General features: G+C 39.0%; 20 protein-coding genes and 1 pseudogene. 10 read left to right on the top strand and 11 right to left on the bottom strand.

What is annotated here, in order from left to right; translation table 11 throughout:
- Positions 1–202: 202 nt before the first annotated feature.
- Complete coding sequence (locus KCG35_RS06835; protein WP_215818935.1) at positions 203–1138, bottom strand: hypothetical protein; 936 nt, start codon at positions 1136–1138, stop codon at positions 203–205.
- A 435-nt stretch (positions 1139–1573) separates the two neighbouring features.
- On the opposite strand from KCG35_RS06835, the gene KCG35_RS06840 reads away from it, so the two are divergent.
- The gene (locus tag KCG35_RS06840; RefSeq protein ID WP_215818936.1) at positions 1574–1993 is read left to right on the top strand and encodes a hypothetical protein; all 420 of its coding nucleotides are present in this window, start codon (positions 1574–1576) and stop codon (positions 1991–1993) included.
- Positions 1994–2403: 410 nt separating this feature from the next.
- Here KCG35_RS06840 and KCG35_RS06845 read toward each other — a convergent pair whose 3' ends face one another.
- The gene (locus tag KCG35_RS06845; RefSeq protein WP_215818937.1) at positions 2404–2718 is read right to left on the bottom strand and encodes a hypothetical protein; all 315 of its coding nucleotides are present in this window, start codon (positions 2716–2718) and stop codon (positions 2404–2406) included.
- Positions 2719–3066: 348 nt separating this feature from the next.
- Between KCG35_RS06845 and KCG35_RS27235 the strand changes: the two are divergent.
- Positions 3067–3579, top strand: a pseudogene (locus KCG35_RS27235) (hypothetical protein).
- Between the two features lie 40 nt (positions 3580–3619).
- Here KCG35_RS27235 and KCG35_RS06855 read toward each other — a convergent pair.
- The 4 genes from KCG35_RS06855 to KCG35_RS06870 all read right to left on the bottom strand — a co-directional run bounded on the left by KCG35_RS06855 (position 3620) and on the right by KCG35_RS06870 (position 7260).
- A complete protein-coding gene (locus KCG35_RS06855) occupies positions 3620–4228 on the bottom strand; it encodes a glutathione S-transferase family protein (protein ID WP_215818939.1) in 609 nt (202 codons plus the stop codon).
- Positions 4229–4348: 120 nt separating this feature from the next.
- The gene (gene curA / locus KCG35_RS06860) at positions 4349–5401 is read right to left on the bottom strand and encodes an NADPH-dependent curcumin/dihydrocurcumin reductase (RefSeq protein WP_215818940.1); all 1053 of its coding nucleotides are present in this window, start codon (positions 5399–5401) and stop codon (positions 4349–4351) included.
- Between the two features lie 17 nt (positions 5402–5418).
- On the bottom strand, positions 5419–6576 hold the full coding sequence (locus KCG35_RS06865) for an iron-containing alcohol dehydrogenase (protein ID WP_215818941.1): 1158 nt from the start codon (positions 6574–6576) through the stop codon (positions 5419–5421).
- Positions 6577–6591: 15 nt separating this feature from the next.
- Complete coding sequence (locus KCG35_RS06870; RefSeq protein ID WP_215819020.1) at positions 6592–7260, bottom strand: type 1 glutamine amidotransferase domain-containing protein; 669 nt, start codon at positions 7258–7260, stop codon at positions 6592–6594.
- 138 nt (positions 7261–7398) lie between these two features.
- Here KCG35_RS06870 and KCG35_RS06875 point away from each other — a divergent pair, with 138 nt between their 5' ends.
- Positions 7399–8310 (top strand): LysR family transcriptional regulator, encoded by a 912-nt coding sequence (locus KCG35_RS06875; protein WP_215818942.1) that lies wholly within the window; start codon positions 7399–7401, stop codon positions 8308–8310.
- Between the two features lie 256 nt (positions 8311–8566).
- Complete coding sequence (locus KCG35_RS06880; RefSeq protein ID WP_215818943.1) at positions 8567–8971, top strand: hypothetical protein; 405 nt, start codon at positions 8567–8569, stop codon at positions 8969–8971.
- 695 nt (positions 8972–9666) lie between these two features.
- On the opposite strand, the gene KCG35_RS06885 is transcribed toward KCG35_RS06880, so the two are convergent.
- Positions 9667–10668 (bottom strand): threonine/serine dehydratase, encoded by a 1002-nt coding sequence (locus tag KCG35_RS06885; RefSeq protein WP_215818944.1) that lies wholly within the window; start codon positions 10666–10668, stop codon positions 9667–9669.
- A gap of 560 nt (positions 10669–11228) precedes the next feature.
- On the opposite strand from KCG35_RS06885, the gene KCG35_RS06890 reads away from it, so the two are divergent.
- A complete protein-coding gene (locus tag KCG35_RS06890) occupies positions 11229–11369 on the top strand; it encodes a hypothetical protein (protein ID WP_215818945.1) in 141 nt (46 codons plus the stop codon).
- 358 nt (positions 11370–11727) lie between these two features.
- Here KCG35_RS06890 and cra read toward each other — a convergent pair whose 3' ends face one another.
- On the bottom strand, positions 11728–12720 hold the full coding sequence (gene cra, locus KCG35_RS06895) for a catabolite repressor/activator (protein WP_215818946.1): 993 nt from the start codon (positions 12718–12720) through the stop codon (positions 11728–11730).
- 290 nt (positions 12721–13010) lie between these two features.
- Between cra and ptsP the strand changes: the two genes are divergently transcribed.
- From ptsP to KCG35_RS06910, 3 genes are read left to right on the top strand one after another with little or no spacing between them, the layout of a single operon-like run.
- The gene (ptsP, locus tag KCG35_RS06900; RefSeq protein ID WP_215818947.1) at positions 13011–15917 is read left to right on the top strand and encodes a phosphoenolpyruvate--protein phosphotransferase; all 2907 of its coding nucleotides are present in this window, start codon (positions 13011–13013) and stop codon (positions 15915–15917) included.
- Entirely contained in the window at positions 15914–16849 is a 936-nt protein-coding gene (gene pfkB / locus KCG35_RS06905; RefSeq protein WP_215818948.1) for a 1-phosphofructokinase, read from the top strand. The genes ptsP and pfkB overlap by 4 nt, the downstream gene beginning before the upstream one ends.
- A gap of 19 nt (positions 16850–16868) precedes the next feature.
- Positions 16869–18659: a PTS fructose-like transporter subunit IIB gene (locus tag KCG35_RS06910; RefSeq protein ID WP_215818949.1), complete on the top strand. Its 1791-nt coding sequence runs from the start codon at positions 16869–16871 to the stop codon at positions 18657–18659.
- Between the two features lie 144 nt (positions 18660–18803).
- Here KCG35_RS06910 and KCG35_RS06915 read toward each other — a convergent pair whose 3' ends face one another.
- Positions 18804–19232 carry a GNAT family N-acetyltransferase gene (locus KCG35_RS06915; RefSeq protein WP_215818950.1) on the bottom strand — a complete coding sequence of 143 codons (429 nt, stop codon included), beginning with the start codon at positions 19230–19232 and terminating at the stop codon, positions 18804–18806.
- A gap of 388 nt (positions 19233–19620) precedes the next feature.
- Between KCG35_RS06915 and KCG35_RS06920 the strand changes: the two genes are divergently transcribed.
- Positions 19621–20199, top strand: coding sequence for a hypothetical protein (locus KCG35_RS06920; protein ID WP_215818951.1), 579 nt, complete (start codon positions 19621–19623; stop codon positions 20197–20199).
- A gap of 74 nt (positions 20200–20273) precedes the next feature.
- Here the strand turns inward: KCG35_RS06920 and KCG35_RS06925 are convergent, their stop codons facing one another.
- Positions 20274–22172: a TIGR00341 family protein gene (locus KCG35_RS06925; RefSeq protein ID WP_215818952.1), complete on the bottom strand. Its 1899-nt coding sequence runs from the start codon at positions 22170–22172 to the stop codon at positions 20274–20276.
- 333 nt (positions 22173–22505) lie between these two features.
- On the opposite strand from KCG35_RS06925, the gene KCG35_RS06930 reads away from it, so the two are divergent.
- Positions 22506–23126: a hypothetical protein gene (locus KCG35_RS06930; RefSeq protein WP_215818953.1), complete on the top strand. Its 621-nt coding sequence runs from the start codon at positions 22506–22508 to the stop codon at positions 23124–23126.
- Positions 23127–24079: 953 nt separating this feature from the next.
- On the opposite strand, the gene KCG35_RS06935 is transcribed toward KCG35_RS06930, so the two are convergent.
- On the bottom strand, positions 24080–24637 hold the full coding sequence (locus KCG35_RS06935; RefSeq protein WP_215818954.1) for a class I SAM-dependent methyltransferase: 558 nt from the start codon (positions 24635–24637) through the stop codon (positions 24080–24082).
- Between the last annotated feature and the right edge of the window lie 23 nt (positions 24638–24660).

A 24660-nucleotide genomic window follows, 5' to 3' on the forward strand; every position in this document is an offset into this window, starting at 1 on the left:
CATTCCGATCTAACAGGATCTCTTCAATATCACGGTAACTCAGAGCAAACCGAAGGTAATAGTAGACAGCTTGTAGTACGACACATTTGGGAAAGTGACACCCTTTGAAGCGTTGATCATAACTCATAGTGACTACAAAATAACCAGAGTGTTAGCAGGAGAGGGAAAGGCTATCACGACGGATCAAACTTTGCGACAGAACCTAAATTTCTACTTGTCGTTTAAACTTTTCTCTTTGATTTATCATACCTTCAATTTCTAATATATACCCTTTTTGATATGAAATACTTTCAGTTAGTCTAAGGTGAATAAAAAGTTTCTCTGATAAACCTTCTTTTGATGAAATGTCTTGGCATGCAAAAGCTTTTTTAGGAAATTTTTGGGGGTCAATAAGAATAATAAATAATTCTTCTCTTGATTTTACAGCTGAATCACATAGAGGAAGAGTAGATTCAACAATAGTTTTGGTGTCATTTTTATTTGATTTTAATAAGCGTACTTTATTAGCTTCTAGTTTAATATTATCATTATATATTTCAAATTCACCCGATATTGAGTAAAAAGGGTCTCCTATTTTTTGGGGCTCTTTTCCAAAGCTATGTCTTCCTTTTGGGTCAAGGATATATGCTTCTGCTTCTAGTTCAACGGTGCTCTTGATATAAACTTGCAAGCTCTTAGCATTACCTGATATTTTCCACAAGCCATGGGATACATCATCTTGATAGTAATTACACCCACTGGTCTCAGTCGTTTCAGTAATAATTTTATTTTCAATATCAGGAACTGAAATAGCCACTTGGTCTTTAACTCCACTTACTTTAATAAATAACTCGTCAATAAGAGAGTCTACGAAAAATTCGGTGCCTAAATCTACATTGAGGTTAATACTATGCCATAAGGCAAAACTTTCTTTAATATCGTCTTTTTTTTCAAGATAGAAAACCTTGTCTGCGTAAGCCTCAGGGTTTGATGAATCCATTTTTATGGTGGTTATATTGTACTGATCGTCGGTTTTAACTTCTAAATCAAATTTTATCTGTTTTGAACTATTTGAAAGACACTCGATGGGATAACAATAGTTACAATAGAATAAATTGAATAGTATAATATACACATATCGAGCTAAATAGTATTTCATTAATAGTTATCCTTTAAATATATTGAAAATTGTATTACTAACCTAACCTCTTTTTCTATCGAATCATTTATCATCTATATACCGATGTTGTTTTCGTTGTTTTGTTCGATCTATTTACAAGCCAGGTTTATAGCTCGGCAATGAGAGACATATTTTATTCTATGGTACATAAGTAAATTATAGTAGGTTTACCAGGACTTAACTAATTTAGCCTAGTCCTGGCAGGTCTGTAATGGTGTGGATTTTATTTGTATATGTTGTAATAAACTTAACCTCCTATACTTTTATATTGATCACCATTTATTATAGGATTTTTGTATGAAAGCTCATTATTTAGGGATGTTAGGGCTAATTCATGCAGGGCTATTTTCTTTGATTATTACTTACCATGAAGTAACTAATGCTAAAGTATAAAATTATTTAGTTGATTCTGACTTGATATTTGATGAGATACACGAAGCGTTTAGTTCTTTGTTAGCTAAATTTCAGAAAGAGTTGTCTATAGAGCTGTTTGAATATCATATAAGAACAGGAAGATTTCCGGACGTTAACTCTAAAGAAAATCAAGCTGAATCTGAGCTCATAAATAGTGCCCAACAAAAAATGCTAAATCATAAACTAGTTAAGGATGTAGTGATCACCAATGTTGGAGATAAGCTTAGTTTAGATATAACACTTACGGCTGATATAATAAAACCATCAGTGCACCTCTCGAATAAGTGGAAAATTGCCATTCAAAATAAGCATATAAAACTTCTTCTAGAACCAATAAATCACGGTTTCAACAGGTATTGTGTAAATATTAATGTAACGGATGTAAGATTATTACTTAATGTTTGTAAAGAGGATAACTAATAAGGAAGTCTGCGTTAACGATTTTTAATTTATAATACAAAAAAGGTTGTGAGTAAAAACTAGTGAGCAGTGTCACACGCTATTTTTTTAGATTGTGCTAATGCAGAGCATGAATTAATTTGCTCCTACCGCAGTAGAAGACCATCCCTGGTCACTACAGCTCACGGTGCTCCCAGCACCTGTTTCACAAACTAACTCAAGCACGGTAAACCCACTTTTGCTATACCTCAAACAATATTAAATGAACACCTGTGGTATTTCGATGTCCGTCAGTGGTAGACAAAGGCTGGATAATGCACATCGACCTGTTTGCCGCAAGGATGCGGCAAACAGGCCTCCAGGGATGAGGTTACAGGCAACGAGAACAGATATCGCCTACCCAACAAACGCCCTGCTTAGATACCTTGTTATTAAAGTGTTGAACAGCATGTTGCTACAGCTCTAACATAACGCTTACGATCACTTGTTACACATAACCAACTACTAAGAGTTCGAGGACGGTTAGTCGTTAAATCTTGATCTCCAGGCCCTCCTCCCCCTGCTATTTGGCATCCTCCATTTAACATAATGGGAGCAACACTGGGACAAGTTACTATGGCTTTTTGAGTATTGTTAAATACTTCATATAAAAAGCAATTACGAATAGTTGCATTTATACTAATTGAATCACTAATAACTTCTGAATTATCTATGGATATTTCATCTGCATTAGAGAATACTGCCACAAATAATACTCCATATAATATTTTTGGAATGTTCATTATTCTATTCCTTTAGACATAATATTTAATTTATGGATATAACAATAAACGCAACACGGTTGTAAGATAAAGGTCACGCTAATAATCAATCCAACAACAAAAATAATAGAATAAAAAAACAATATAAGGGAACTAGAAAAAAGAAGAGCTAAGCGTAAAAATTACCTTTATTTAACAATATAAACGAATAAGTTCGCACCGTCTCACTGCAAAATAAACTTTTAATAACGCGATGCTTGACTTTTATTAGTTTGAAATGACAACCCCTGCCCCAACCTTTGTTTTGCTGAAACAAGTTCAAGGGGATAGGGGATGTCAGTAGAAGAGTTTATCATAGCAGTTTTTTATTACTGAGTTGATGATACCTTTAATGATTTACTTAAAGGCCAGCGATTACGTGAACGAGGGACTATGCCCTCCCTATCTGATCCAGAAGCGATTGCAATGGAGCTCATCGGCGTATTTTTAGCATGGATGAAGATACTCATATCTGGCGGTATTTTGTTAGGTGATAAAGGTTATTTAGGTGTAGATTTTAAGGTGGAATTACTTCAGCTCAAAGCAGTACAGTTAGAAACACCTGTCAAAGAAAAAATGGTGGATCAACTCCTAGAGAAATGGAGGGGATAGTTAAACTGGCTTCGACGATAGGTTGAGACAACGATTGGTCAGCTAATGAAAACGTTTGATATCTAACAAACAAAAGGTAGAACCTTATGAAGCCTGACTAACTGAATAAGTCGTAAACTGTTATCGCACATATGCGTGTTACTCAATAGAAACGAAGGCAATGCTCCGCTTCAATTGGCCCAATTAATAGGTTAAAAAGTCGAGCATCGCGTTAATCTATATAAGTTAGGTCATCTTATCCGTAACTTAATGCTTTCTGATAAGCATGACGCTGCCTTATTTTGGTAAGATAGGCTAAAGTATTTTCGCGGCCTTCCAGTAAGCCACTTCTATTTGCAATCTCCAACATAATGGTCATCATAATATCTGCCGCGGTAAACTCATTACCAGCAAAGTACGCACGCTGGCTCAACGTAGATTCAATATAAGCAAAATCTACGTTAATTTCCTTGGCAATGTAGTTATCCATAGGCTGGTCACCATTGCGCTTTTCTCTCTGCATAAACAGGTGAGTAATAACGGGCAAACCCAAGGAACCCTCAGCAAAATGGGACCACTCAAGATATTGATAATATTCTGGTGTTTCTTGGGCTGGCCTAAAACGCTTTTGCTCATCTTTATCGAGGATGTAATCTATCACTGCACTGGACTCGCATAAAACCACATCCGCATCAACTACAATCGGGGCTTTACCTAACGGATGAACCTTTTTTAAGCTAGCTGGCGCCAGATGAGTTGTTTTATCGCGCTGGTGGTCAACACGCTGATAAGGCATGGCAAGCTCTTCCAATAACCATAGTACCCGTGTGGAACGGGATTGATTTAAATGATGTACTGTCAACATAGATAATGTATTCCTAGGGGACTTTTCAATAAGGGGTTTGTAAATAAGGAACCTTCAAATAATGCCTACACTAAAAAAGCATTTTCGATAGGTTCCTCTACGATGGGATTTCAGGCGTTTTTATAGCTCGTCTGGGCCAACTTTGATGACAAGCTTTCCAAAGTTTTTGCCATCCAATAATCCAATAAATGATTCAACAGCGTTTTCAAGTCCTTCTACAAGATCCTCACGATAAGTGATTTTTCCTTCCTGCAGCCACTGCATCATGTCCTGGCTGAACTCGTTGTAACGATGGCCATAGTCATCAAAGACAATAAAACCTTGCATTTTAATACGCTTCACTAGCAGGGTGCCCATCAGCATTGGCATACGATCAGGCCCTTTAGGTAACTCTGTTGCGTTGTACTGTGAAATCAGGCCACATAATGGCACGCGTGCACTTGGGTTGAGTAGTGGCAATACCGCATCGAAGACTTTACCGCCTACATTCTCGAAATACACATCAATGCCTTTGTCACACGTTTTGGCTAGTTGTTCAGCTAAATCAGGGGATTTATGATCGATACAGGCATCAAAACCTAAATCCTCAACAGCTGAGCGGCATTTTTCTTCGCCACCAGCGATACCAATAACTTTACAGCCTTTCAATTTAGCAATTTGCCCTACCAGACTACCAACAGCCCCAGTAGCCGCAGCGACAACAACCGTTTCACCTGCCTGCGGCTGCCCAATATCCAGCAACCCCATATAAGCAGTTAAGCCAGGCATTCCCATTACTCCCAATGCATAAGACGGTTTAGCGGGTGCTTTACCCAGCTTCAATAGGCCACTGCCATCGGAAATCGAGTAGTCTTGCCAACCAGAGTATGCAACCACCCACTCACCAATTTCATAATCTGGATGATGTGATGCTTCCACACGGCACACCGTACCACCAACCATAACCTCATTGATTCCAACAGGTTCAGCGTATGACTTGGCATCGCTCATACGGCCACGCATGTAGGGGTCAAGCGATAAATACACCGTCCGTAATAGAACCTCTCCTTGCTTAGGCGTTGGCTTTTCGCTTTCTAAAAAGTTGAAGTTACTAAGTGCTGGTGCACCTACAGGTCGAGATGCTAATACCCATTGACGGTTGATGGTTCCATTTTGTGGATTGAACGTTGTCATTTGCTGTTTTCCTATCATTACAAGGCGGCGGTTAAAATGTTACGGCTAACTTCAGGTGTAATTGCGCCGTGTTCACCTAACTGCGTCATTCCATGCAGGGTTAGTTGTTCGACGAGAGTGTCAATATCTGTTTCAGAGATGTCGATTTGCGATAAACGCACAGGCACTTGCATGGTTTCGAAAAACTGCTCTGTTAACTCGATGGCTCTGTTGATGCGGATATCATCATCGCCCTCTGTCAGATTCCATATGCGTTCAGCGTACTGCAATAGCTTTTCACGTTTAGAGTCTCTACAGATTTTCATTACAGCGGGTAAAACAATCGACAGGGTTCGTGCATGATCAACACCATATGTACTGGTGATTTCATGACCAATCATATGTGTTGACCAGTCTTGAGGTACTCCTGCACCTATCAAACCATTAAGTGCCATGGTGGCAGCCCACATAATGTTGCCACGGACTTCAAGATTATTTTTTGCCTCCGATGCCAAAGCTTTTGGCCCTTCTTCGATAAGGGTAAGCAATAGTCCCTCAGAAAAACGGTCCTGTACTTTTCCATTTACGCTGTAGGTTAAATATTGCTCCATCGTATGCACAAATGCATCGACGACGCCGTTGCTAATTTGTCGATCAGAAAGTGACAAAGTCACAGATGGGTCTAGTACTGCAAATAACGGACGTACTAAGGGGCTATGGAACGCTAGCTTAGCACCATCCCGCGTCACTACTGCGCCAACATTGGTTTCTGAACCTGTGGCTGGTAGAGTCAGTACACACCCTATTGGCAGAGCCTGCTCAATAACCTGCCCTTTGGCGACAAAATCCCAGGGGTCGTCACCTTTATACAACGCAGCACCCGCAATAAATTTGGTACCATCAATAACTGATCCTCCGCCAACGGCCAGCAGGAAGTCAATGTCATGCTGGCGGATTAAATCCAGCGCTTTCATCAGGGTGTCGTAACTTGGGTTTGGTTCAATACCAGAGAACTCGAACCAGGTATGTTCACTCAGTGCTTCAGCCACCTGCTCATAAACACCGTTTGTTTTGATCGAGCCGCCACCAAAAGTAACCAAAACTCTTGCTGACGTTGGTATTGCTTGTCCTATGGTCTTGATTTGACCTTCACCAAAATGGATTTGAGTCGTATTTTGAAAACTAAAATTCAACATCACGGGTTTCCCTGTTTATAAAGCAAGTGCGGTAAGTAATTTATCTGCCACGAGTTCCGAACTTGCTGGATTCTGACCGGTGATCAGCAAACCGTCTTGTACGGCAAAGGCATTCCAGTCAGCTACTTTTTGAAAATCGGCACCACGATTATTTAATTCGTCTTCCAGTAAAAAGGGAACAACAGTCGTTAATTGCACAGCTTCTTCTTCACTATTGGTAAAACCTGTCACCGCTTTTCCTTTAAGCACATAGCTACCTTGAGTATCCTTAACGTGCAAAAGTACTGCAGGTGCATGACATACGGCTGCGACAGGTTTTTTGGAGATTAAAAAGCCCTCTATTAATGCAATGGAATCGCTATCTTCAGTCAAGTCCCATAGAGGTCCGTGCCCTCCTGGATAAAACACAGCGTCATAATCACCTGATTTGGCATCGGCCAGTCTTATAGTGTTTGCTAGCAAAGCTTGTGTTTTCGTATCGTCGTTAAAGCGTTGTGTCGAAACTGTTTGGAAATCTGGTTGCTCACTCTTGGGGTCAATTGGAGGTTGTCCTCCTGCAGGAGACGCAAGGGTAACTTGTACTCCAGTATCAACCAAGGCGTAGTATGGTGCGGCAAACTCTTCCACCCAGAAGCCTGTTTTTTGGCCGGTATTTCCCAAGTCAGAATGAGAAGTTAGAACCATTAATACTTTTTTTACGTTTGAGTCAGTCACGCTTCTTTTCCCTCAATCAACAATTGAGGCTAGTGTATGAGTCCTATCTATTTCTAACAATATGAAAAAAATAGACTTCATTAGTCAAAAAATTGATACAATAAAACGATGACATTATCTTTCGAACAACTCAAAAGCATGGTGGTTTTTGCTCAAGTTGTTGAGCAGGGCAGCCTGACTGCGGCGGCTAAGCACATTGGCCTATCGCGAGCCGTTGTTAGTTATCACATCAAAAAACTGGAATCTCAGTTGGGTGTTAAGTTACTCAATCGTTCTACCCGCTCCATTGCATTGACTGAAGCAGGAAATGAGTATTATCAGTCCTGCCGAATCATTGCTGAACAGGCGGCCACTGCAAATCAGCAGATCGAGAACTTGAAAAATGAACCAGTAGGTTTATTGAAAATAACCTGTCCCGTGAATGTCGGATTACAGATGATCGTGCCAGCATTGAATGAATTTCGTCGTCTTTACCCCAAAATTGAACTGGATGTCATGCTGACGGATGAAGTTGTAAATATCATGCAAGAAGGCATCGATCTCGCTATTCGTGGGGCACCATTACCTGACTCAGGGCTTCAAGCAAGCAAGCTTTCTACATTAGCGACTTGTTTATGTGGGTCTCCCGACTACTTAAAAAAACGCGGACGACCAAGCACGCCTGCTGAATTGGAACAACATGATTGGGTAATCTACAAACTTACTTCCGGCGCAATTAAATTAAGCAAAGGCTGTAGGTCATACAGTATCGCAGTGAAAGGCAGTATTACCACTAATAATGCTGCAGCTCGTACTGCTTTTATTGAAGGTGGTCATGGATTAGGGCGTATTCCCGTTTATGATGCTTGGCCAAAAATCAAGGCAGGCTCACTAGAACTAGTGTTAGAGGACTATCAATTGAGTGATATTAATGTTTATGGCGTTTTTCCACCTGGCAGTGCCAAATCAAAAAAACTACGGCTTTTGATTGATTATCTAAAGGATTACTTTGTAAAGGTTGATCGACAGGTTTCGTTTTAACAGACAAAAAAACTCTCTGAAAGTCTTAATTTTGAAGGTGGTGTCGAAAAAATTAATTATTATAGATAGTACTATAGATTTTTCTTTTACTGGAATCTTATAAGTGTCTTATTTTTGCTTACAAGAGTTATAGGCTGAATGAAGTGCTTGAACTTCTTATTGTATCAGGACAAATCCTCTCATTCGTCAACTATATACATTTTTTGCTGTATATTAAAATCTAATAATCGATCATTGAGTTTAGGTGTTGTAAGTTATGAAAAAAGTACTGGCTACAGCCTTGTTGTTGCTTTCAATTCAGGGGTTCGCTGGGGGGATAAGCTATGAAGTTAAGTTGCTATCTTTAACTGAAACCAAAAAAGCTGAATACACTTTAAAATACAAAAGTATTAAGTCAGGTGAAACTTATACCATATATTTATCTTACAACAAATGGGGCTATATTTTTGACTCAATGTTTTCGCAAGATAAATATAATTCAGCAATAAATTTACTAAAAAAACAAATGAAACAAAAAACTTCTGTAAGATTTGGTTGGTGGGGGCCTTGTGCAATAGACAAGAGCAAAAATATATACCGCAGTGATGCACTTGTTATATTCAATGAAGGGGAATCTGATAAAAGATTAGAGGTTGTTTATCCTTTTTGTGAGTACGGCTAACAACCGTGTCCACTATCTTGGAAAGCGCAGTATGTAGCTACTAAATATATTTTTACTCATTACGCATTTCCCTAGGGTATATGATGATTGGAAAAAGCCCATAGGCTTTACACTTAAGCATGGTTATCGGCTATTTTGGTGGAGTGATTGATCATTCAAGTTTCAAGCAACACTTTGTTATGTGTAATGCATAGTGACAACCTTTGAAGTATTAATTTATGTTCATAATAATTACAAAATAATCAACAAGTTAGTAGTGCAGTAAAAGGCTATCGCTATAGGTATAAGTTTACGGTAGAGCAAAAAAACTACATTGAAATTAGCGTAATACAGAACATGGTATCTAAAAGACGCCGACAACTTTAGGCTAACTTGTATAATAATAAGCCTGATTTTTAATTAAAATTAAATTTTTGAAATAAAAATTATATGGGGGAATATAGCCCAGTTTATTTGTTAACTGAGTGTCGACTAGACTTAATATCACTTAAACCTAAATCATATGCAATGTGTTTGTTTTCTAGGTTTATTGCGTTATTCATATTTTTTTTGATTTTTTTGAGTATATATTTAATCGTTATAAATACTGCAAAAAACACCAATAGATACAACATTTTATTACCCTGATAAATATCAATAGTGTAGGTCAATAATGCTATCAAATCATCTGTAACTTTCTTTATAATCTTCTCCTATTATTTTACGCAATAATTTATTTTAATTTTTTTGTTAAAATGGTAAGGTTCGATAACCTCAATCCATTTATCGAATGAGATATTGTTTCCGCACAATACAACTACAACATCTTTTTTATGGTATTTTTTAGCTTGTTGTAAGATTGCTGCCAATGCAACACCGGCAGACCCTTCGACAATTTCACGCTCATAGGCTGCTAGTTTATGCATTGCATGGCTAATTTCTGACTCTACAACAGTGTAATACTGATCAATAACCTTTTGTGCTATAGGAAAAGTTATGCTATCTGCTTCAATGCCTCCTGCTGTTGAATCAGAAAGTGTAGGATACTCAGATACATCGTTTATTTTTCCTTGTTCAATACACTTCAAAAGTGCAGGTGCATTTACTGGCCAACAACCAACAATTTCTGTATCAATTCTATTTTCCTTATAAAAAGAGCCAATTCCACTTATTAATCCACCGCCTCCTACACTCATAAATACAGCTTTAGCTGAAGGTAATTGTTGGTGAATTTCTATCCCCAAAGTTGATTGACCTGCAATGACTAATGGATCATTGTATGGTGAAATATAATAGGAACCTGTTTCTTTCGCTAGAGATGATCCTGTAAGCTCGGCTGTTAAAACATCACCATCAACAAATTCAAGTTTTGCACCAAGGTTTTTGATTGCTTCCACTTTTATCTCGGAGGTGGTTTTTGGCACAAAAACAGTAACTTTTGTTCCTGTAATTTTACCTGCCATTGCCACACCCAAACCATGATTACCTGAGGAAGCAGTAATTACACCTAGTTGCTTTTGTTCATTGCTGAGATGACTAATACAATTTAGTGCTCCTCTTAATTTGAACGACCCTGTATATTGTTGATGTTCTTTTTTTAACCATATATTAACCCCAGTTATTTCACTTAAACCAATACTTAAGTCCAATGGAGTTGTTCTAATAAAAGGCTGTATAGCTTTATACGCTGAATCAATCATTGCTTGAGTTACTGGCATTTTTTGTACTCCAATTTTATTTTGGTCTATAACAAAATGATTTATAGATATTTTTAAAATAATTAAATAAGCGTTCGTCTAAAAATCAATAAGCTATTTTTGCACTTCTGTTCGATTTTATGGGTATATGAAATATACTAATAAATCTAATTTAGATTGTAAAGTATAAATATTGGTGTTAGATAAATGGTCAAAAACCAGTAGAGGCATAGCCTTGATATGGAGTTATGGATCTCTAAGATGTAGTGGGGGCATTTGAACAGTTTTTTACAGTTTCACAAACGAGGGTTTATGACACACTTTATTTATGCTGAAAAAAAGCCTATTTTCTGTTTCGTAAGGCTTTGTTGAATCGCTCATTAATCAATCAATATCAGGCGCTCACAATCTGCTAAAGTAGCTAGCTTTTCCTGGTTCAGCGATCGTCCCTATGCCGTATAAACTCAACAAATCCAAACGTCATCACATACCTAAGCAACGATATAAGCTGAGCAATTGGTCTGAGTATAACCAAGCCCTGAGAAACCGCGGTCGAATCGATTTGTGGATCCGAGACAGCTATGCAACGCTACAAGCGGACGTTTGGCAATCAGTTGCATGCTCGAGAAATGAGCAATCAGGAAATAGAAGTGATGATTGCCTGTGGCGTATTAAATCGTTTTACAGCACTAGGGATGCCTCAAAGCCATCAATCTGTCTAAACAATCTCAAAAGACCTGATGATTGAGTACTGCAACAAAGCCCTCCATCCCCCCAAATACCAAATCACCCCTCGAAAAAATTGCTGATAATCGCTGTTATTGGCTATTTTTATATCAAAAAATAATATAATACCAGATTTGGTAATACGTAATATGTGGTAGGTTGCTATATTGAAAACCAAGAGTAAGGATTTGTCAGTCTGTAGTGTTGGTGACTCTTGCCGTACAAATGAATGATATAGCTAAGGATAGTCGAAAGACGTTGTATATGCTTTAAATGTGTAATATTTGAAATGTTTTAAAGGCAATAAAACTTAAATATCTGCAGTTTCATTACCTTAAAATTTTATAATAACCACTAGCGTCGTACAATAAGTGAGCGAGGGATTACTTCACGTTGTGGTGCATATTCTCCATTGATTGCTTGCATGGCAAGTTGCCATGACTGTTCAGCAATCAAATCGTATTGCTGAGGTAGAGAATTAATTTTAATAGGTAATAGGTCCAAGGCTCTGCTGTTGCCAAAAGTGGCTAACTGACAGTGCTGACACTTTTCAAACCAAGTGCTATCAGCCAGTACAGCCAAAATACCTTCCATTAAGGTGTAAGAGGTGGTGATGATGGCGTCTGGGATACAGCCTAAGTTATCCACAGCTTGATGAAATAGTGACTTACCAACAGAACGGCTGTAGTGATCGCCATAAAAACAGTGAGGGGTAATATTTGGATAAGCCATCAGGGCTTTGCGAAAACCGGCTTCTCGCTGCTTGCTAATCGTTAATTCTGGCATTGCGCTTAGCATGACCACATTTTTGGCCTGGCTTAAGTCGAGTGAGCTTACCAGGGTTTCTGCGCCATGTTGGTCATCACTGATCACACTAATAAAGTCTGAGGAGGGGAGGGGACGGTCTAAGCCGATAATTAATAGCCCTTGCTTATTTAGCCTTTGGTAATAATCAACATCATCCCCCAGGCAAGATGACACCATCAATAAGTCGATATTGCGAGATGAAAGCATTTTGGCGACTTCAAGTTCAGTGGCGGGGTCATCATCTGAGCTTGCAATAATCAACTGGTAGCCAGCTGTTCTTGCTAACTGTTCAAGGCGCTTGGCAATGCGTAAATAACTTCGGTTTTCAAAATCGGGTGTGATAAAACCAAAGGTATTACTTTTGCCACGTCTTAATGCAGCTGCAGTATCATTCGGTCGAAAACCATATTGGTTAACGATTGAGAGTACTTTTTCCTGGGTGCGTTGACTTATCCGGTACTTATCTGCTTTGCCATTAATGACGTAGCTGACTGTGGATTTGGATACACCCGCGAGTTTGGCTATTTCTTCCAGTCGCATGAACCGGTTATCCTCACTAAAAATTGCGCTTGATCATACCATAATCAAATCAATTTACTAAGAGACTTGATTTTTTGACTGAATCGTTTAAGCATAGTAGCTGAAACGATAAAGCAAAAACAAGTTTACGATAACCGATGACTAAAACTTAGAGATTGTGAACCGATTCTATGACACTTATACAGGCTTATTAACAGTATACGCTTATAAACAAAGCATCAGTATAAATAGAGTCTTAGTAGCAAACTCATTAAGCGTGAAAATAATACGCTATAAATAGGATGGCTTCTATGTTGACCTTAACTTCGCAGGATATCACGTTACGTGCCTCCGCCAGTAGTAAGGAGCAAGCTTTACAGCTTGTTGCAGAAAAAATGGTTGACGGTGGTTTGGTTAAAGCGGGGTATTTAGCTGCGCTTTTGGCCCGAGAAAAGCAAATATCAACGTATTTAGGTCAAGGTATAGCCATACCTCATGGCACTGCTGGTAGTAAATCTGACGTATTAAATACAGGAATTTGTGTTGTTCAATTTCCCCAAGGAGTGGATTGGGGGGACGGGCAAATAGCCAACATTGTGGTAGGTATTGCTGCTAAATCAGAAGAGCACCTGACCATTTTACAACGATTAACCCATGTGATTAGTGATGAACAAGCAGCAGCTGAGCTGAAAGATACCACTGACGCTGGTTTAATAGCTGCCATTCTAAATGGACAACAGCCGAGCAAAAAACTGCAGTTTGATCGTGCTTTTGTGCACTTACAACAGCCACTCTCATCTGTAAAAAGTGCAGCCAGTATAGCTATGGCTAAACTGCTTGATACTGAGGTTATATCCTGGGAGTTTGCGAACCACTTGCCTGAGTTGCAACCTCGTTATTTGGCTGAAGGCGTTTGGCTCATGGGGGGATCGGCAGGTGTGAACCGTTCAGCGGTAGCGGCTGTTCAGCTTGCAGAGTCCAACACACTAAAGCAACAGCCCTTTAAATTTTTAGTTCTGTTTGCGGCGGTTGACCGTCAACATGAGCAAGTCATTCAGCGGTTATTGAAGTTACAGCAAAAAGGTGCATTGTCGCAGCTGACTAATGCTGTTGATACTCAGGAAGTAGTGCGTTTACTTAGTTGTGATGTGGTTGATGGTAAACATATAACAGTCACCGTATTAAATGCTGATGGATTACATGCTCGCCCTGCTGCTCAGCTCGTTAAATCACTGGAAAATTTTGATTGCCAGATATCGGTTGAGCCTGCTAACCATTCAGTATTACCCATCAATGCCAGAAGCTTAACTCAGTTATTAAGTTTAGGTGTCGTACACGGACAGGAACTGGTATTTACTGCGCAGGGGCCTCAAGCGGATGAAGCTTTAAAGACAGTTGAACAAGGCTTTAGAGAAGGTCTAGGGGAGCCTACTGTACCTGTTGTAGATAAAATAACTGAACAACCAAAAACACAGCATGAAGAAAAAACGGTACTAACAACAGGTATTTTACAAGGCGTGGGTGCAGCACAGGGCATTGCAATTGCCCCCATGCAATTACATATCCATCAACTTGCATCATCAGCCATTGATGATGCACAGCACTTTTCTCCAACGGAAGAAATACCTCGTTTACAGTATGCCATTGATGCAGCTAGGCAGCAGCTTGGTAAGCAGCTAGAACGATTAACACAAGAAGATCTGGTGGCCATACTGTCAGTGCACCGAGATATGCTTGAAGATCCTGAGCTGTCAGATCGAGCGGAGCAATTAATGAGAATGGGACATCAGGCAGAGTGGAGCTGGCAACAAAGCTTTACCAAACTTGCTGATGTTCAGGCCGCATTAGCAAACCCGCTATTGGCCCAACGGGCAGCTGATATTCGTGATGTAGGTGAACGTGTCTTACAGCTTTTGATTAAGCGTGGGGAAGCCTCTTCTTCTCAACAAGAGCCTCATATCTGGGTGACAGATGAGCTACTGCCATCAACACTAGTAGAAATGGATCCTACGCTAGTGAAAGGTATAGCGACAGCCTTTGGTGGGACAAACTCTCATGCAGCAATATTAGCCCGCAGTTTAGGTATTCCTTTGGTGGTTGGCTTAGGGGAGGCGCTGTTGACATTGGAAACTCCATGGATGGCAATTTTAGATGGTGATAAAGGTCTTTTAGAAATTGCCCCAGAAGAGTCGCGTATTCAACACGCTAGGCAATCAGCTGACTTACAAAAGAAATTAGAAGCTAAAGCGTTAGCATCATGTCAACAACAGGCTATTACGCAAGACCAACATATAATTGAGGTGGCAGGGAATATTGCTAACTTAGCTGAAGCAGAAAAAACCGTTGAAATGGGGGGGGAAGCGGTTGGGCTGCTGCGTACTGAATTTGTTTTTATGCATTACGCAACGGAACCCACAGAAGCACAACAGCAGCAGTATTATCAGCAGATTATACAAGCATTAGCGGGACGGCCACTGGTTGCACGTTGTCTTGATGTGGGAGGTGATAAGCCTTTGCCATTTTTACCCCAACCAAAAGAAGAAAACCCATTCTTAGGGGTTCGTGGTATTCGTTTAACTTTGCAATATCCACATATCTTAGAAAAGCAGCTAAGTGCATTAATGGCTGCAGCCGGAGATCAGCCATTACGTATAATGTTTCCGATGGTCACAGATATTGCAGAATGGTATGAAATCAAAGCGATCGCTAAGCGTATTCAGGCCAAATATAACTGCGCTGACCTGCAATTAGGTATTATGATTGAGGTTCCCGCTGCTGCATTACTTGCAGAGCACTTTGCATCAGAAGTGGACTTCTTTTCTATTGGCACCAATGATCTTTCACAATACACATTAGCCATGGATCGTGGACACCCTAAATTATCTGCACGTGTTGATCCACTTCATCCTGCCGTTTTACAGCTGATTAAACGTACCGTTGAGGGCGCTCGACACGGTAAGGCTTGGGTTGGGGTTTGTGGTGAAATGGCCGCTGACACTGCGGGTCTGGCACTTTTGCTTGGGCTTGGAGTGGATGAAGTTAGTGTGTCATCTAAAGCAATTCCTCGCACTAAATTATATCTACGACATATGTCCTTTAAAGATTGCCAGCAACTGGTTGAAAGAGCACTCAGCCAGTCAGACGCGAAGCAAGTTAGAAAGATTGCAGGTGACTATGTTGAATCTGTCATGGCAGTATTGAGTGGAGAGCAGAAATGATGAAGCAGGGTATTGCAACGATTACAATGAATCCTGCATTGGATTTAACAGGACAGTTGTCGAGTGTTCAACTAGGTGAGGTTAACTGTATTCGTGAAGCATCCTTACGTCCAGCAGGTAAAGGAGTCAATGTTAGTTGTGTACTAGCGGATATGAAGGTACCTGTAGCCGCAACGGGTATTTTAGGCGATGAAAATGCACAAGCATTTAATACGCTTTGTGCCAATCGCACTATTCAGGATGAATTTTTGGTCGCACCAGGAAGTACACGTATTAATGTAAAAATATCAGCTGATCAGGTAACAGAGTTTAATTTTCCTGGGCTGGAATTTAATCAGTCTGTGATTAGTCAGCTTGAAAGCACAATAGAACGGTTATTGCCTGATTTTTCTTTATGGGTAATGGCGGGTAGTCTACCTGCGTGTTTACCACGAGACTATTATTTTAAATTAATTAGTCATTTAAATGCGCATGGCAAAAAAGTGTTATTTGACAGTAGTGGAGTGCCATTTGCGGAAGGTATTAAGGCCAAACCGTGGCTAATAAAACCTAATGCCTCAGAACTTTCTGATTGGGCTGGTTTGACATTAGAATCACCTGAGTCACAAATGAAGGTAGCCAGAGAATTAATTCAAGATGGAATAACACATGTGGTTATCTCTAATGGTGCACAAGGCGTTTTGTGGGTTACAGCAACAGAATGTTGGCAGGCACAACCACCTAAAGTTGAAGTTATTAGTACTGTGGGGGCGGGAGATACGTTGGTAGCAGGTATTGCCTACGGTTTGATGAAGCAGGAAACACCTGAACAAATTTTAAGAAGAGCAACTGCATTATCTGCATGTGCGGTGACTCAAGTAGGTGTTGGTGTAAAGGACTATCAACAAGTAGAACAAATAAGCCATCTCATACAAATAAAACAGCACATCTAGCTGGCTGAGGAGTATAACGATGAAAATAGCAGTAATAACGTATTGCCCGGGTGGCGTTATTAATACCTTTCTAGCTGCAGATGCTATTCAGCAGGCCGCTAATAAATTAGGTTGGGAAGTATTACTGGAAAGTAGAAGTCATTTACGTCCATTTGAGCCATTACCTTTAGAGCAATTACAACAAGTAGATTGTGTTATTGTTGCTGGGACGGGTGAAATAGACTTGTCGTACTTGGAGGGTTTACCAGTTTATCAAGGGTCTATTGAGGGGGTGTTAGCCGCCCCAGATGCTTGGTTGAAGAATGCAGTGAAACAAGCTACCACTCAACAGAAATCCTCCATTGTTAATGAACAGCATCCTGATAGCAGTACAGTAGCTACTAGCAAAAAAACGAGCCAAAATAATTCTGCAGCCGCATCGGCACCGCTTAAAATCGTAGGTATAACGGCTTGTCCTACAGGTGTTGCCCATACTTTTATGGCGGCGGAAGCACTTACCAGTACAGGTAAATCTCTTGGTTATGAAGTAAAAATTGAAACAAGAGGTTCAGTCGGGGCGAAAAATACACTGACTGATGATGAAATTGCTGCTGCTGATTTAGTGATATTAGCCACTGACATTGAAGTCGATACCCAACGTTTTGCAGGAAAACGCGTTTACCACACTTCAACTGGTTTAGCGTTAAAACAGAGCAAGCAAGTTTTTGAAAAAGCACAAAAAGAAGCAACCATCTTAGGTGGTGAAGCAGCTGGTGGTAGTGAAGGCTCCATACCTCAAAAAGAAGATAAAAAGTCAGCTAAAGGTTTATATAAACACCTAATGACAGGTGTATCCTTTATGTTACCTGTGGTGGTCGCAGGTGGTTTAATTATCGCTCTGTCATTTGTATTTGGTATTGAAGCATTTAAAGAAGAAGGCACTTTAGCCGCTGCGCTGATGCAAATTGGTGGTGGTTCTGCTTTTGCCCTGATGATTCCCGTTCTTGCAGCTTATATTGCCTTTTCCATAGCCGATCGACCTGGGCTTGCACCTGGCTTGGTGGGAGGTATGTTGGCAAGCTCGTTAAATTCTGGATTTTTAGGCGGTATCGTTGCCGGTTTTATTGCTGGTTATCTTGCGCGTTGGATTAATGAAAAAGTAAAATTGCCCGATACATTATCTGCTTTAAAACCTATCTTGATAATTCCATTTTTAGCAACGCTAGCCACTGGATTAATTATGATCTATGTGGTGGGTACGCCTGTTGCGAGCATTATGGCTTTTATGACAGAGTTTCTGGCGAATATGGAAGCGGGTAATGCTGTATTATTAGGCGCGCTTTTAGGTGCCATGATGTGCTTTGATTTAGGTGGCCCGGTAAATAAAGCAGCATACACATTTGGTGTAGGTTTGTTAGCCAGTAAAACGTATTTACCCATGGCTGCAATAATGGCTGCAGGAATGGTGCCTGCTATTGGTATGGGTTTGGCCACCTTTATTTTCCGCAAACGTTTTTCTGATACTGAGCACGAAGCGGGTAAGGCTTCATTTGTTTTAGGACTCTGTTTTATATCCGAAGGTGCGATTCCATTTGCAGCGAAAGATCCACTGCGTGTTATTCCTAGTTGTATAGCGGGTGGTGTCGTTACAGGTGCCCTTTCAATGTGGATAGGGGCAACCCTTATGGCACCACATGGCGGTATCTTTGTGTTCTTTATTCCAAATGCTGTTAATAGTGTTTTAATGTACTCTGCGATAATTGGTCTTGGTTCATTAATTACTGCGTGTACCTATGGAATCTGGCTAATGAAGAAGCCAGTAAAAGCATAATTTTAGTCGTTAACCCTTACTGCCATAAACCATTATGGTAATTTGCCCTATCAATGATGGGGCTTTTTTATATCTGTATTTACAGTATTTTTATGGTTTTTAGTAGATAGAATAACAAGTAATAAATAAAAAATTGTAAATGATTTACTTGTTAGCCAAACTGGTAACTGTCTGATGGCGATCAAGTGTCCAACAATATTCATTCTGTGTGAAGCCAATGTGTTTGTAATACTCTCGGGCAGCCGGTGCCGCTAATAGAGTGATTTTACAGCGTGGTCCTAATTGTGCCTGTGTTAATGTGATAAGTTGTTTACCCATTCCAAATCGTTGATATTTTTCATCTATGGCTAAATCGGACAAATAACAAGCATAGTTAAAATCTGTCACTGAGCGAGCAATACCAACTAATTGATCCTGAACCCAGGCAGAGATAATTAAGTTACTGTTTTTAAGCATGCCCTGTATGCAATTATAATCATTGACAGGTCTTCTTTCGCCTAATGTTGTATTATTCAATAGGTTAATGAATTGTTCTACATCCACTATTTCATTTATTTTGTAAGTAATATTCATTGTTTTACCATAATTTATAAATATTAGTATGGCTCTATATATGTTGATTATTAGTAGAATATCTACGTTATGAATTTTGGTTTTTTGAGCACCCAAAAGAAATCTGCATGGTATGGTATCACACAAAATTGATTCACGAAGGGTGTATATTAGGTGGTACCTTTGTCCATACTAACTAAGTAAACTGAAGTAATACATATCTAACTACTTTCTGCAATGAATATAATTCGAATAGAGTATAAAAAATGTTCATAAGGTATTGAGCTGAAAGTTGCCTATTGATTTTTTTTATAAATACATTTCTAATAGTGACGTTTTGGTCATTCAGGATGAATCTGTTCAATAACGTTTCAATACTTAGTGAACGATATAAAAAAGGAATAATTTAATGTTCAAAAAATTAGCCACACTAACACTTTCAACTGCATTAGGTTTTTCTTCAGTAGTTTCTGCTGATAACAACCCGTTTTCACAATACTGTATAGCTGATGCACCTAGCACTATGTCTGCATGGCAAGCGAATCCTCTTTCAGTAATGATGGCCCTTGAACATGCTAATATTGCATTCATTGGTACAGTGAAATCTACTGAATTAGTTAAAGAAGGATATGACGATTCAGGTGTTTTTCGGAGGGAACAGAAGGTTCAATTTTTGGTAGAAAATACGCTCTATAATAATACCTCATTTGAAACGCAAATGGGTAAAAAGACAGGAAATTTAACCTTTACGTTAAAGTCCGAGTTTGGGGGAGACTTGTTTAAAAGTCAGTATCCTTTTGAAAAAGGTAAAACGTATATTGTGCATGCCAAAGTTGAGCAAACAGAAGCATTTGACAAGTATGTTGCCTCAGTATTTCCCTGTGGACCAACAACGTCTCTTAGCGAAGAAAAATCTCTCGAACATATACAAATCTTAGATGACTTAATGGCAGGTATCCTTATCGTTGAACCTCCAATGCCTCACTAATTATTAGTTAACTTCTGCACTCAGCTTTTGTTGTGCTTGCTGAGTGCAGTCAACATATGAAAAACTTTAATAAACTAGAATTTAATGACCACCGTCATTTCTATTTGTAATGGCTGCTGTATTTTTTCTTCCATTAATTTTTTTATTGATGCAAGCATTTCTTTTTTGGGAGGTTGATTGGTAACTAATTCAAAGTGTACTGATAAAGGTTCACTTCGATGTATAACTATATTTCGCACATCTGCATTACTAAGAGGAATTGTTGATAGCTCTATTTCCCATTGGTTTTTTTGAACAATCTTATAGAAACTTGTGGCGAGTGGAATAGCAACAAAACATGTTAATAAAATTGAAAAAAGCAATCCCTTTTTTGCCCGAGTGAAAGGTGAGAAGCCTAGCCAGAAAAAAGTAGCTGCTGCCGCAAGTACAATACCTGCAAGGTTGGTCATAAAAAGTAAAAATGATCCAGAAACGATAGTCCAATCGAGCCAGCCAATACCAATGCCTGTTGTGGAGATTGGTGGAATAAGTGCGACAGCGATAGCGACACCTGCAAGGCTTTTGGCAACTTCAGCCCTGGCATGTGCATAAGCACCTGCAATACCTGAAATAATTGCAACACCTAAGTCTAAAAGGGTCGGCGAAGTTCTAGCTGCCATTTCCGTGGTAATAAATTGCAATGGAATTATGAGTGTTAATAAAACACTGAAAAAAAGGGCAAGGGATAAACCTGCTAGCAAAGCCTTACAGCTGAGTGAAATTAAGCTAAAATCTTGGCGTACAACACCCATTGCGGCTGAAATAATAGGACCCATTAATGGTGCAAGCAACATGGCACCTATTAGTACTGCAGCTGCGTTTGCAAATAAACCCACCGTAGCAAGTAAAGTTGACAGAACCATTAGGGTTAAATAGTTAGCAGATAAAGTAGCATTGTCCTTAAGTGCACTATAAATATCGCGAAACTCATCTGTTCCGGCATGTAAATGCCAGGGGAGGTGTTTGGCTACTAACTCATTAACGGTATCGCCAGTAGGTAAGTGTTGAACTCGATAACTTTCTTTTTGGGTTGCAGATGAGTTATCAATTGTTAAGTATTTACCAGGAATCAGTTTGATGGCTCGCGGAATAATACCCAGTTGCAGAGCCTCGGCTTGAGCTGTTTGATTATCGATTCTGTAATTAATGTGACCATCACAGGTAATATTGAGTGCACCTGCTTTAATATGACCGATAAATTCAGGTAATTTACTGGAAGGCTTGATCGCTATACAGAACATGCCAAATATAAGTTCTTTTATACTGCGCGGTGAAAAAAGAAATGTGTGAAATAAACCATCATTGATATTTGTTTCACCTATCAGTTCTTGAATGTAACGAGTATTACGTGCATGTTCAACGATTGATATTGCTAATACAGCCGTGGAAATTGTTTTTTCTTTTTGTGTTACCAGTGTCACTTTGAAAGGTTGCTTAATTAAAAGCTTTCTCCACTGCTGGAAAAAAACTTTTAGACGATCAAAGAGTGAACCACTTCCAATATTAACAGGCTTGAGGCCTAAGAAGTCACCAATTTCAACAGAGTTGAGTACAACCTCATTATTACATATTAGTAAGTCTATGTGGTGTGGGTCTTGGTTAAAGATATCATGTACAGCATCTGCCATTTTACTTGATAAACCGTAGCCAACCACTGCATTCGCTGAGTCTGGATGAGGCAAGATACTAATAGTACAGTTGTTGCCATTTACCTGGGTAATCATTTGCTTTAATAGACTATCCGGTAAATATAATATTAATAGAGTATGAGCAGGACACTGTCCAAGCCATTCTTGATTTATATCTTGTGCATGAAGAATTTGAATTGTTGATTGAGGAGCATATGAAGCAATAAGCTTGACCACATCGTCAGGCGTTGTGTCCTCTGTTAATAGATATAACGTTTCTGGTATCTCTTGGGTATTGGTATCCATTACATTGACTCATCTTAGGGGAAAGCCGTCTCAATTTTCATCCTAGTATATATCTACAAAGGTAGTTGATGAGAGGTCTAGCAAGTGTGACGAAACTTCAATTGATACCCTGATTGTTTCATAAAATTATTTGGTTAAGTGATTAGTTTTAATGTAGGTCTAATAAAGACTGTAAGTCGTGTCGCGCAAATCCAAAAAAATTGCCTTAGAATGCACTTTCTCACCATGTTTGTACTCTAACAACTAGTTTTAATGTTTAAAGCAGTGTCATTATGTGGGGGGAGCTGTACATTGTACAGAAATAGCACGATGTTAAGATCTTTTGGTATAGTAATGGGTTTTATTCTGCACTGTTATGCATTGAGTGCAAAAGCAGGAGCATGTCCGGGATCAGACTTACACAAAGCAGGAATAGAGCCTTTTTTACAAGTAAATGCTTATATATTTTGTGGCAAAGGTACTGAAGTATCTTCTAAAGAGTATCGTGGTTCTAATTATGACGTTATAGACATTCAATCGAAAAAAAAGGTACTATCGTTTTCAAAACAGCAAACGACACATATCACATTGAATGATGAACAACTCAGAGTTGAAACATTCTTCCCGCTTCCCACTGACGAAAACTGGGGCCTGAAACAATACCCTCATTACCGATACACATTTGAAAATAATAAATTTAAAAAAAGTTACATATTTCAAATGCCCACGATTCCTAAGGAGTCACTACAAGCTGCGATTGATATGACCAAAGAAGTAGATAAAAGAGCTGATAGGGTACAACAATTATCATCAGTATTGCTCTTAGCTGCACTGAATAAATCAACTGAAGCGGAAGAAGCACTTCTTTCCTTAAATAAAAAAATTAATATGGATGTTTATCATTTGGCTGTGCATAAACAAAATGTTGATTTTTTAAAGGAATATAACTCTGAAAAACACACTGATGCCAAGTAAGAAAACTAATGGTATTGCTGATGCGTATTTTAATTGCTCATCACTCAATATATATTTTTTAACAATTGAATAGCTGTAAGTTTTTACCTAATTGTAGGTATTGTAATCTTATAAAATAAATTATTGTAAATGATGTTTGTGAGTCGATGGGCCTTGTAGAGAATGAAATCAAAAACGATTACCTTAAAATTTGGTGTTTTTAAAGCCTTGATTGATTGCCCATGTTTGAAAGTTTAACAGAAAAGATATTTCGCTAAGTGATTGATTTTTTGATTAATGAATGAGTGGGTTATTATTTCGTGTTATTTATGTGTATGTATTTCAAGTGAAAAATAATAATTTATATTCTTTGTGGTTTTAATTGTATTTTATGTTGAGTGCACGATATTTAATGATAATTTAAGATAAGGCTATTTTTATAAATTTGTTATGTTGGTAGAACATACATCGGATTAGCTATTTTAAAAATAATTTAACCCTTTTAAAGAGATTTAGCGTGTGGAATGGAATATGCACTCAGGGCAATTGCATATAACTTTACTTTTATAAAGGCCATTTTCTAAAGCGCCTTTGCCTAAAGTCTGCATAACGTCCTTCGAACACGCCGTGAATCCTTCCCTGGAGGCTTGGCTGCCACATCCTTGTGGCAAGCAGTTCGATGCGCATTATCCAGACTTTGTTTACTGGTTGTGTACATCGAAATACCACAGATATTCATTTAATCATGATTGAGGTATATCAAGATGTGGGTTTGCTGTGCTTGAGTTGGTTTGTGAAACAGGTGCTGGGAGCACCGTGAGCAGTAGAGACCATGGATGGTGGGAATGCAGTTTACGCAGGAGCATTTAACTGTTACCCCTAAAAACCCTTCGCTATGGGTTATGCTATTAAATAAAGCCGATAGCTATATATCGGCTTTTTATGTTTAGTATGGTTTAATTATTTAATGTCAATTATTCCTTTTCATATATCCACAAAGTGAATGATACTTCATCATCCTCAAGGGTTTGCTCTTCAACTATTTTAAATGCTGAACTTGCCAAAGTTTCTAAAAACGATTGCCGTGCTTCAGTACCATTAGGCAAACCCCCATCTTTTACCACAATAAAGCAGCCTTCAGGTTTAAGAACTCGATGGATTTCTTTTAAGCCTTGCTGTTGGTTCTCCCAATGATCAAAAGAATCAAATGCCAATATAAAGTCTGCTGAATTATTCTCTATAGGTATGTCTTCAGCGCTACCTACTTTAAATATAATGTTATTAGCCGTTGAGTCGCTTGTTGTTTTTTCGCGGGCAATCTCAATCATGCGAGGGACTGGATCAATGCCAATTAGTACGCCTTGAGTAACTTGTTTAGCGGCATGCCTTAAGGCGCAGCCGGTGCCACATCCGATATCAATCACAATTGAATTATCTGGTAGTTTTAGTGCTTCAATACCTAGTTTATTTGTAGGGTATTCACCATATTTGTGGGCATACCACTCAGCCGTTTCTGCGTTCCAATCACTCATAAGTTTTTAAACCTTTACTTCAT

Source organism: Zooshikella harenae, from assembly GCF_018837975.1.
Lineage (GTDB): Bacteria > Pseudomonadota > Gammaproteobacteria > Pseudomonadales > Zooshikellaceae > Zooshikella > Zooshikella harenae.

Bases quoted from the DNA above. Each gene is read 5' to 3' on its own strand.
- KCG35_RS06835 (WP_215818935.1), bottom strand. From the start codon at position 1,138: ATGAAATACTATTTAGCTCGATATGTGTATATTATACTATTCAATTTA.
- KCG35_RS06855 (WP_215818939.1), bottom strand. From the start codon at position 4,228: ATGTTGACAGTACATCATTTAAATCAATCCCGTTCCACACGGGTACTA.
- curA (WP_215818940.1), bottom strand. From the start codon at position 5,401: ATGACAACGTTCAATCCACAAAATGGAACCATCAACCGTCAATGGGTA.
- KCG35_RS06865 (WP_215818941.1), bottom strand. From the start codon at position 6,576: ATGTTGAATTTTAGTTTTCAAAATACGACTCAAATCCATTTTGGTGAA.
- KCG35_RS06870 (WP_215819020.1), bottom strand. From the start codon at position 7,260: ATGGTTCTAACTTCTCATTCTGACTTGGGAAATACCGGCCAAAAAACA.
- KCG35_RS06875 (WP_215818942.1), top strand. From the start codon at position 7,399: ATGACATTATCTTTCGAACAACTCAAAAGCATGGTGGTTTTTGCTCAA.
- KCG35_RS06880 (WP_215818943.1), top strand. From the start codon at position 8,567: ATGAAAAAAGTACTGGCTACAGCCTTGTTGTTGCTTTCAATTCAGGGG.
- KCG35_RS06885 (WP_215818944.1), bottom strand. From the start codon at position 10,668: ATGCCAGTAACTCAAGCAATGATTGATTCAGCGTATAAAGCTATACAG.
- KCG35_RS06890 (WP_215818945.1), top strand. From the start codon at position 11,229: ATGCAACGCTACAAGCGGACGTTTGGCAATCAGTTGCATGCTCGAGAA.
- cra (WP_215818946.1), bottom strand. From the start codon at position 12,720: ATGCGACTGGAAGAAATAGCCAAACTCGCGGGTGTATCCAAATCCACA.
- ptsP (WP_215818947.1), top strand. From the start codon at position 13,011: ATGTTGACCTTAACTTCGCAGGATATCACGTTACGTGCCTCCGCCAGT.
- pfkB (WP_215818948.1), top strand. From the start codon at position 15,914: ATGATGAAGCAGGGTATTGCAACGATTACAATGAATCCTGCATTGGAT.
- KCG35_RS06910 (WP_215818949.1), top strand. From the start codon at position 16,869: ATGAAAATAGCAGTAATAACGTATTGCCCGGGTGGCGTTATTAATACC.
- KCG35_RS06915 (WP_215818950.1), bottom strand. From the start codon at position 19,232: ATGAATATTACTTACAAAATAAATGAAATAGTGGATGTAGAACAATTC.
- KCG35_RS06920 (WP_215818951.1), top strand. From the start codon at position 19,621: ATGTTCAAAAAATTAGCCACACTAACACTTTCAACTGCATTAGGTTTT.
- KCG35_RS06925 (WP_215818952.1), bottom strand. From the start codon at position 22,172: ATGGATACCAATACCCAAGAGATACCAGAAACGTTATATCTATTAACA.
- KCG35_RS06930 (WP_215818953.1), top strand. From the start codon at position 22,506: ATGGGTTTTATTCTGCACTGTTATGCATTGAGTGCAAAAGCAGGAGCA.
- KCG35_RS06935 (WP_215818954.1), bottom strand. From the start codon at position 24,637: ATGAGTGATTGGAACGCAGAAACGGCTGAGTGGTATGCCCACAAATAT.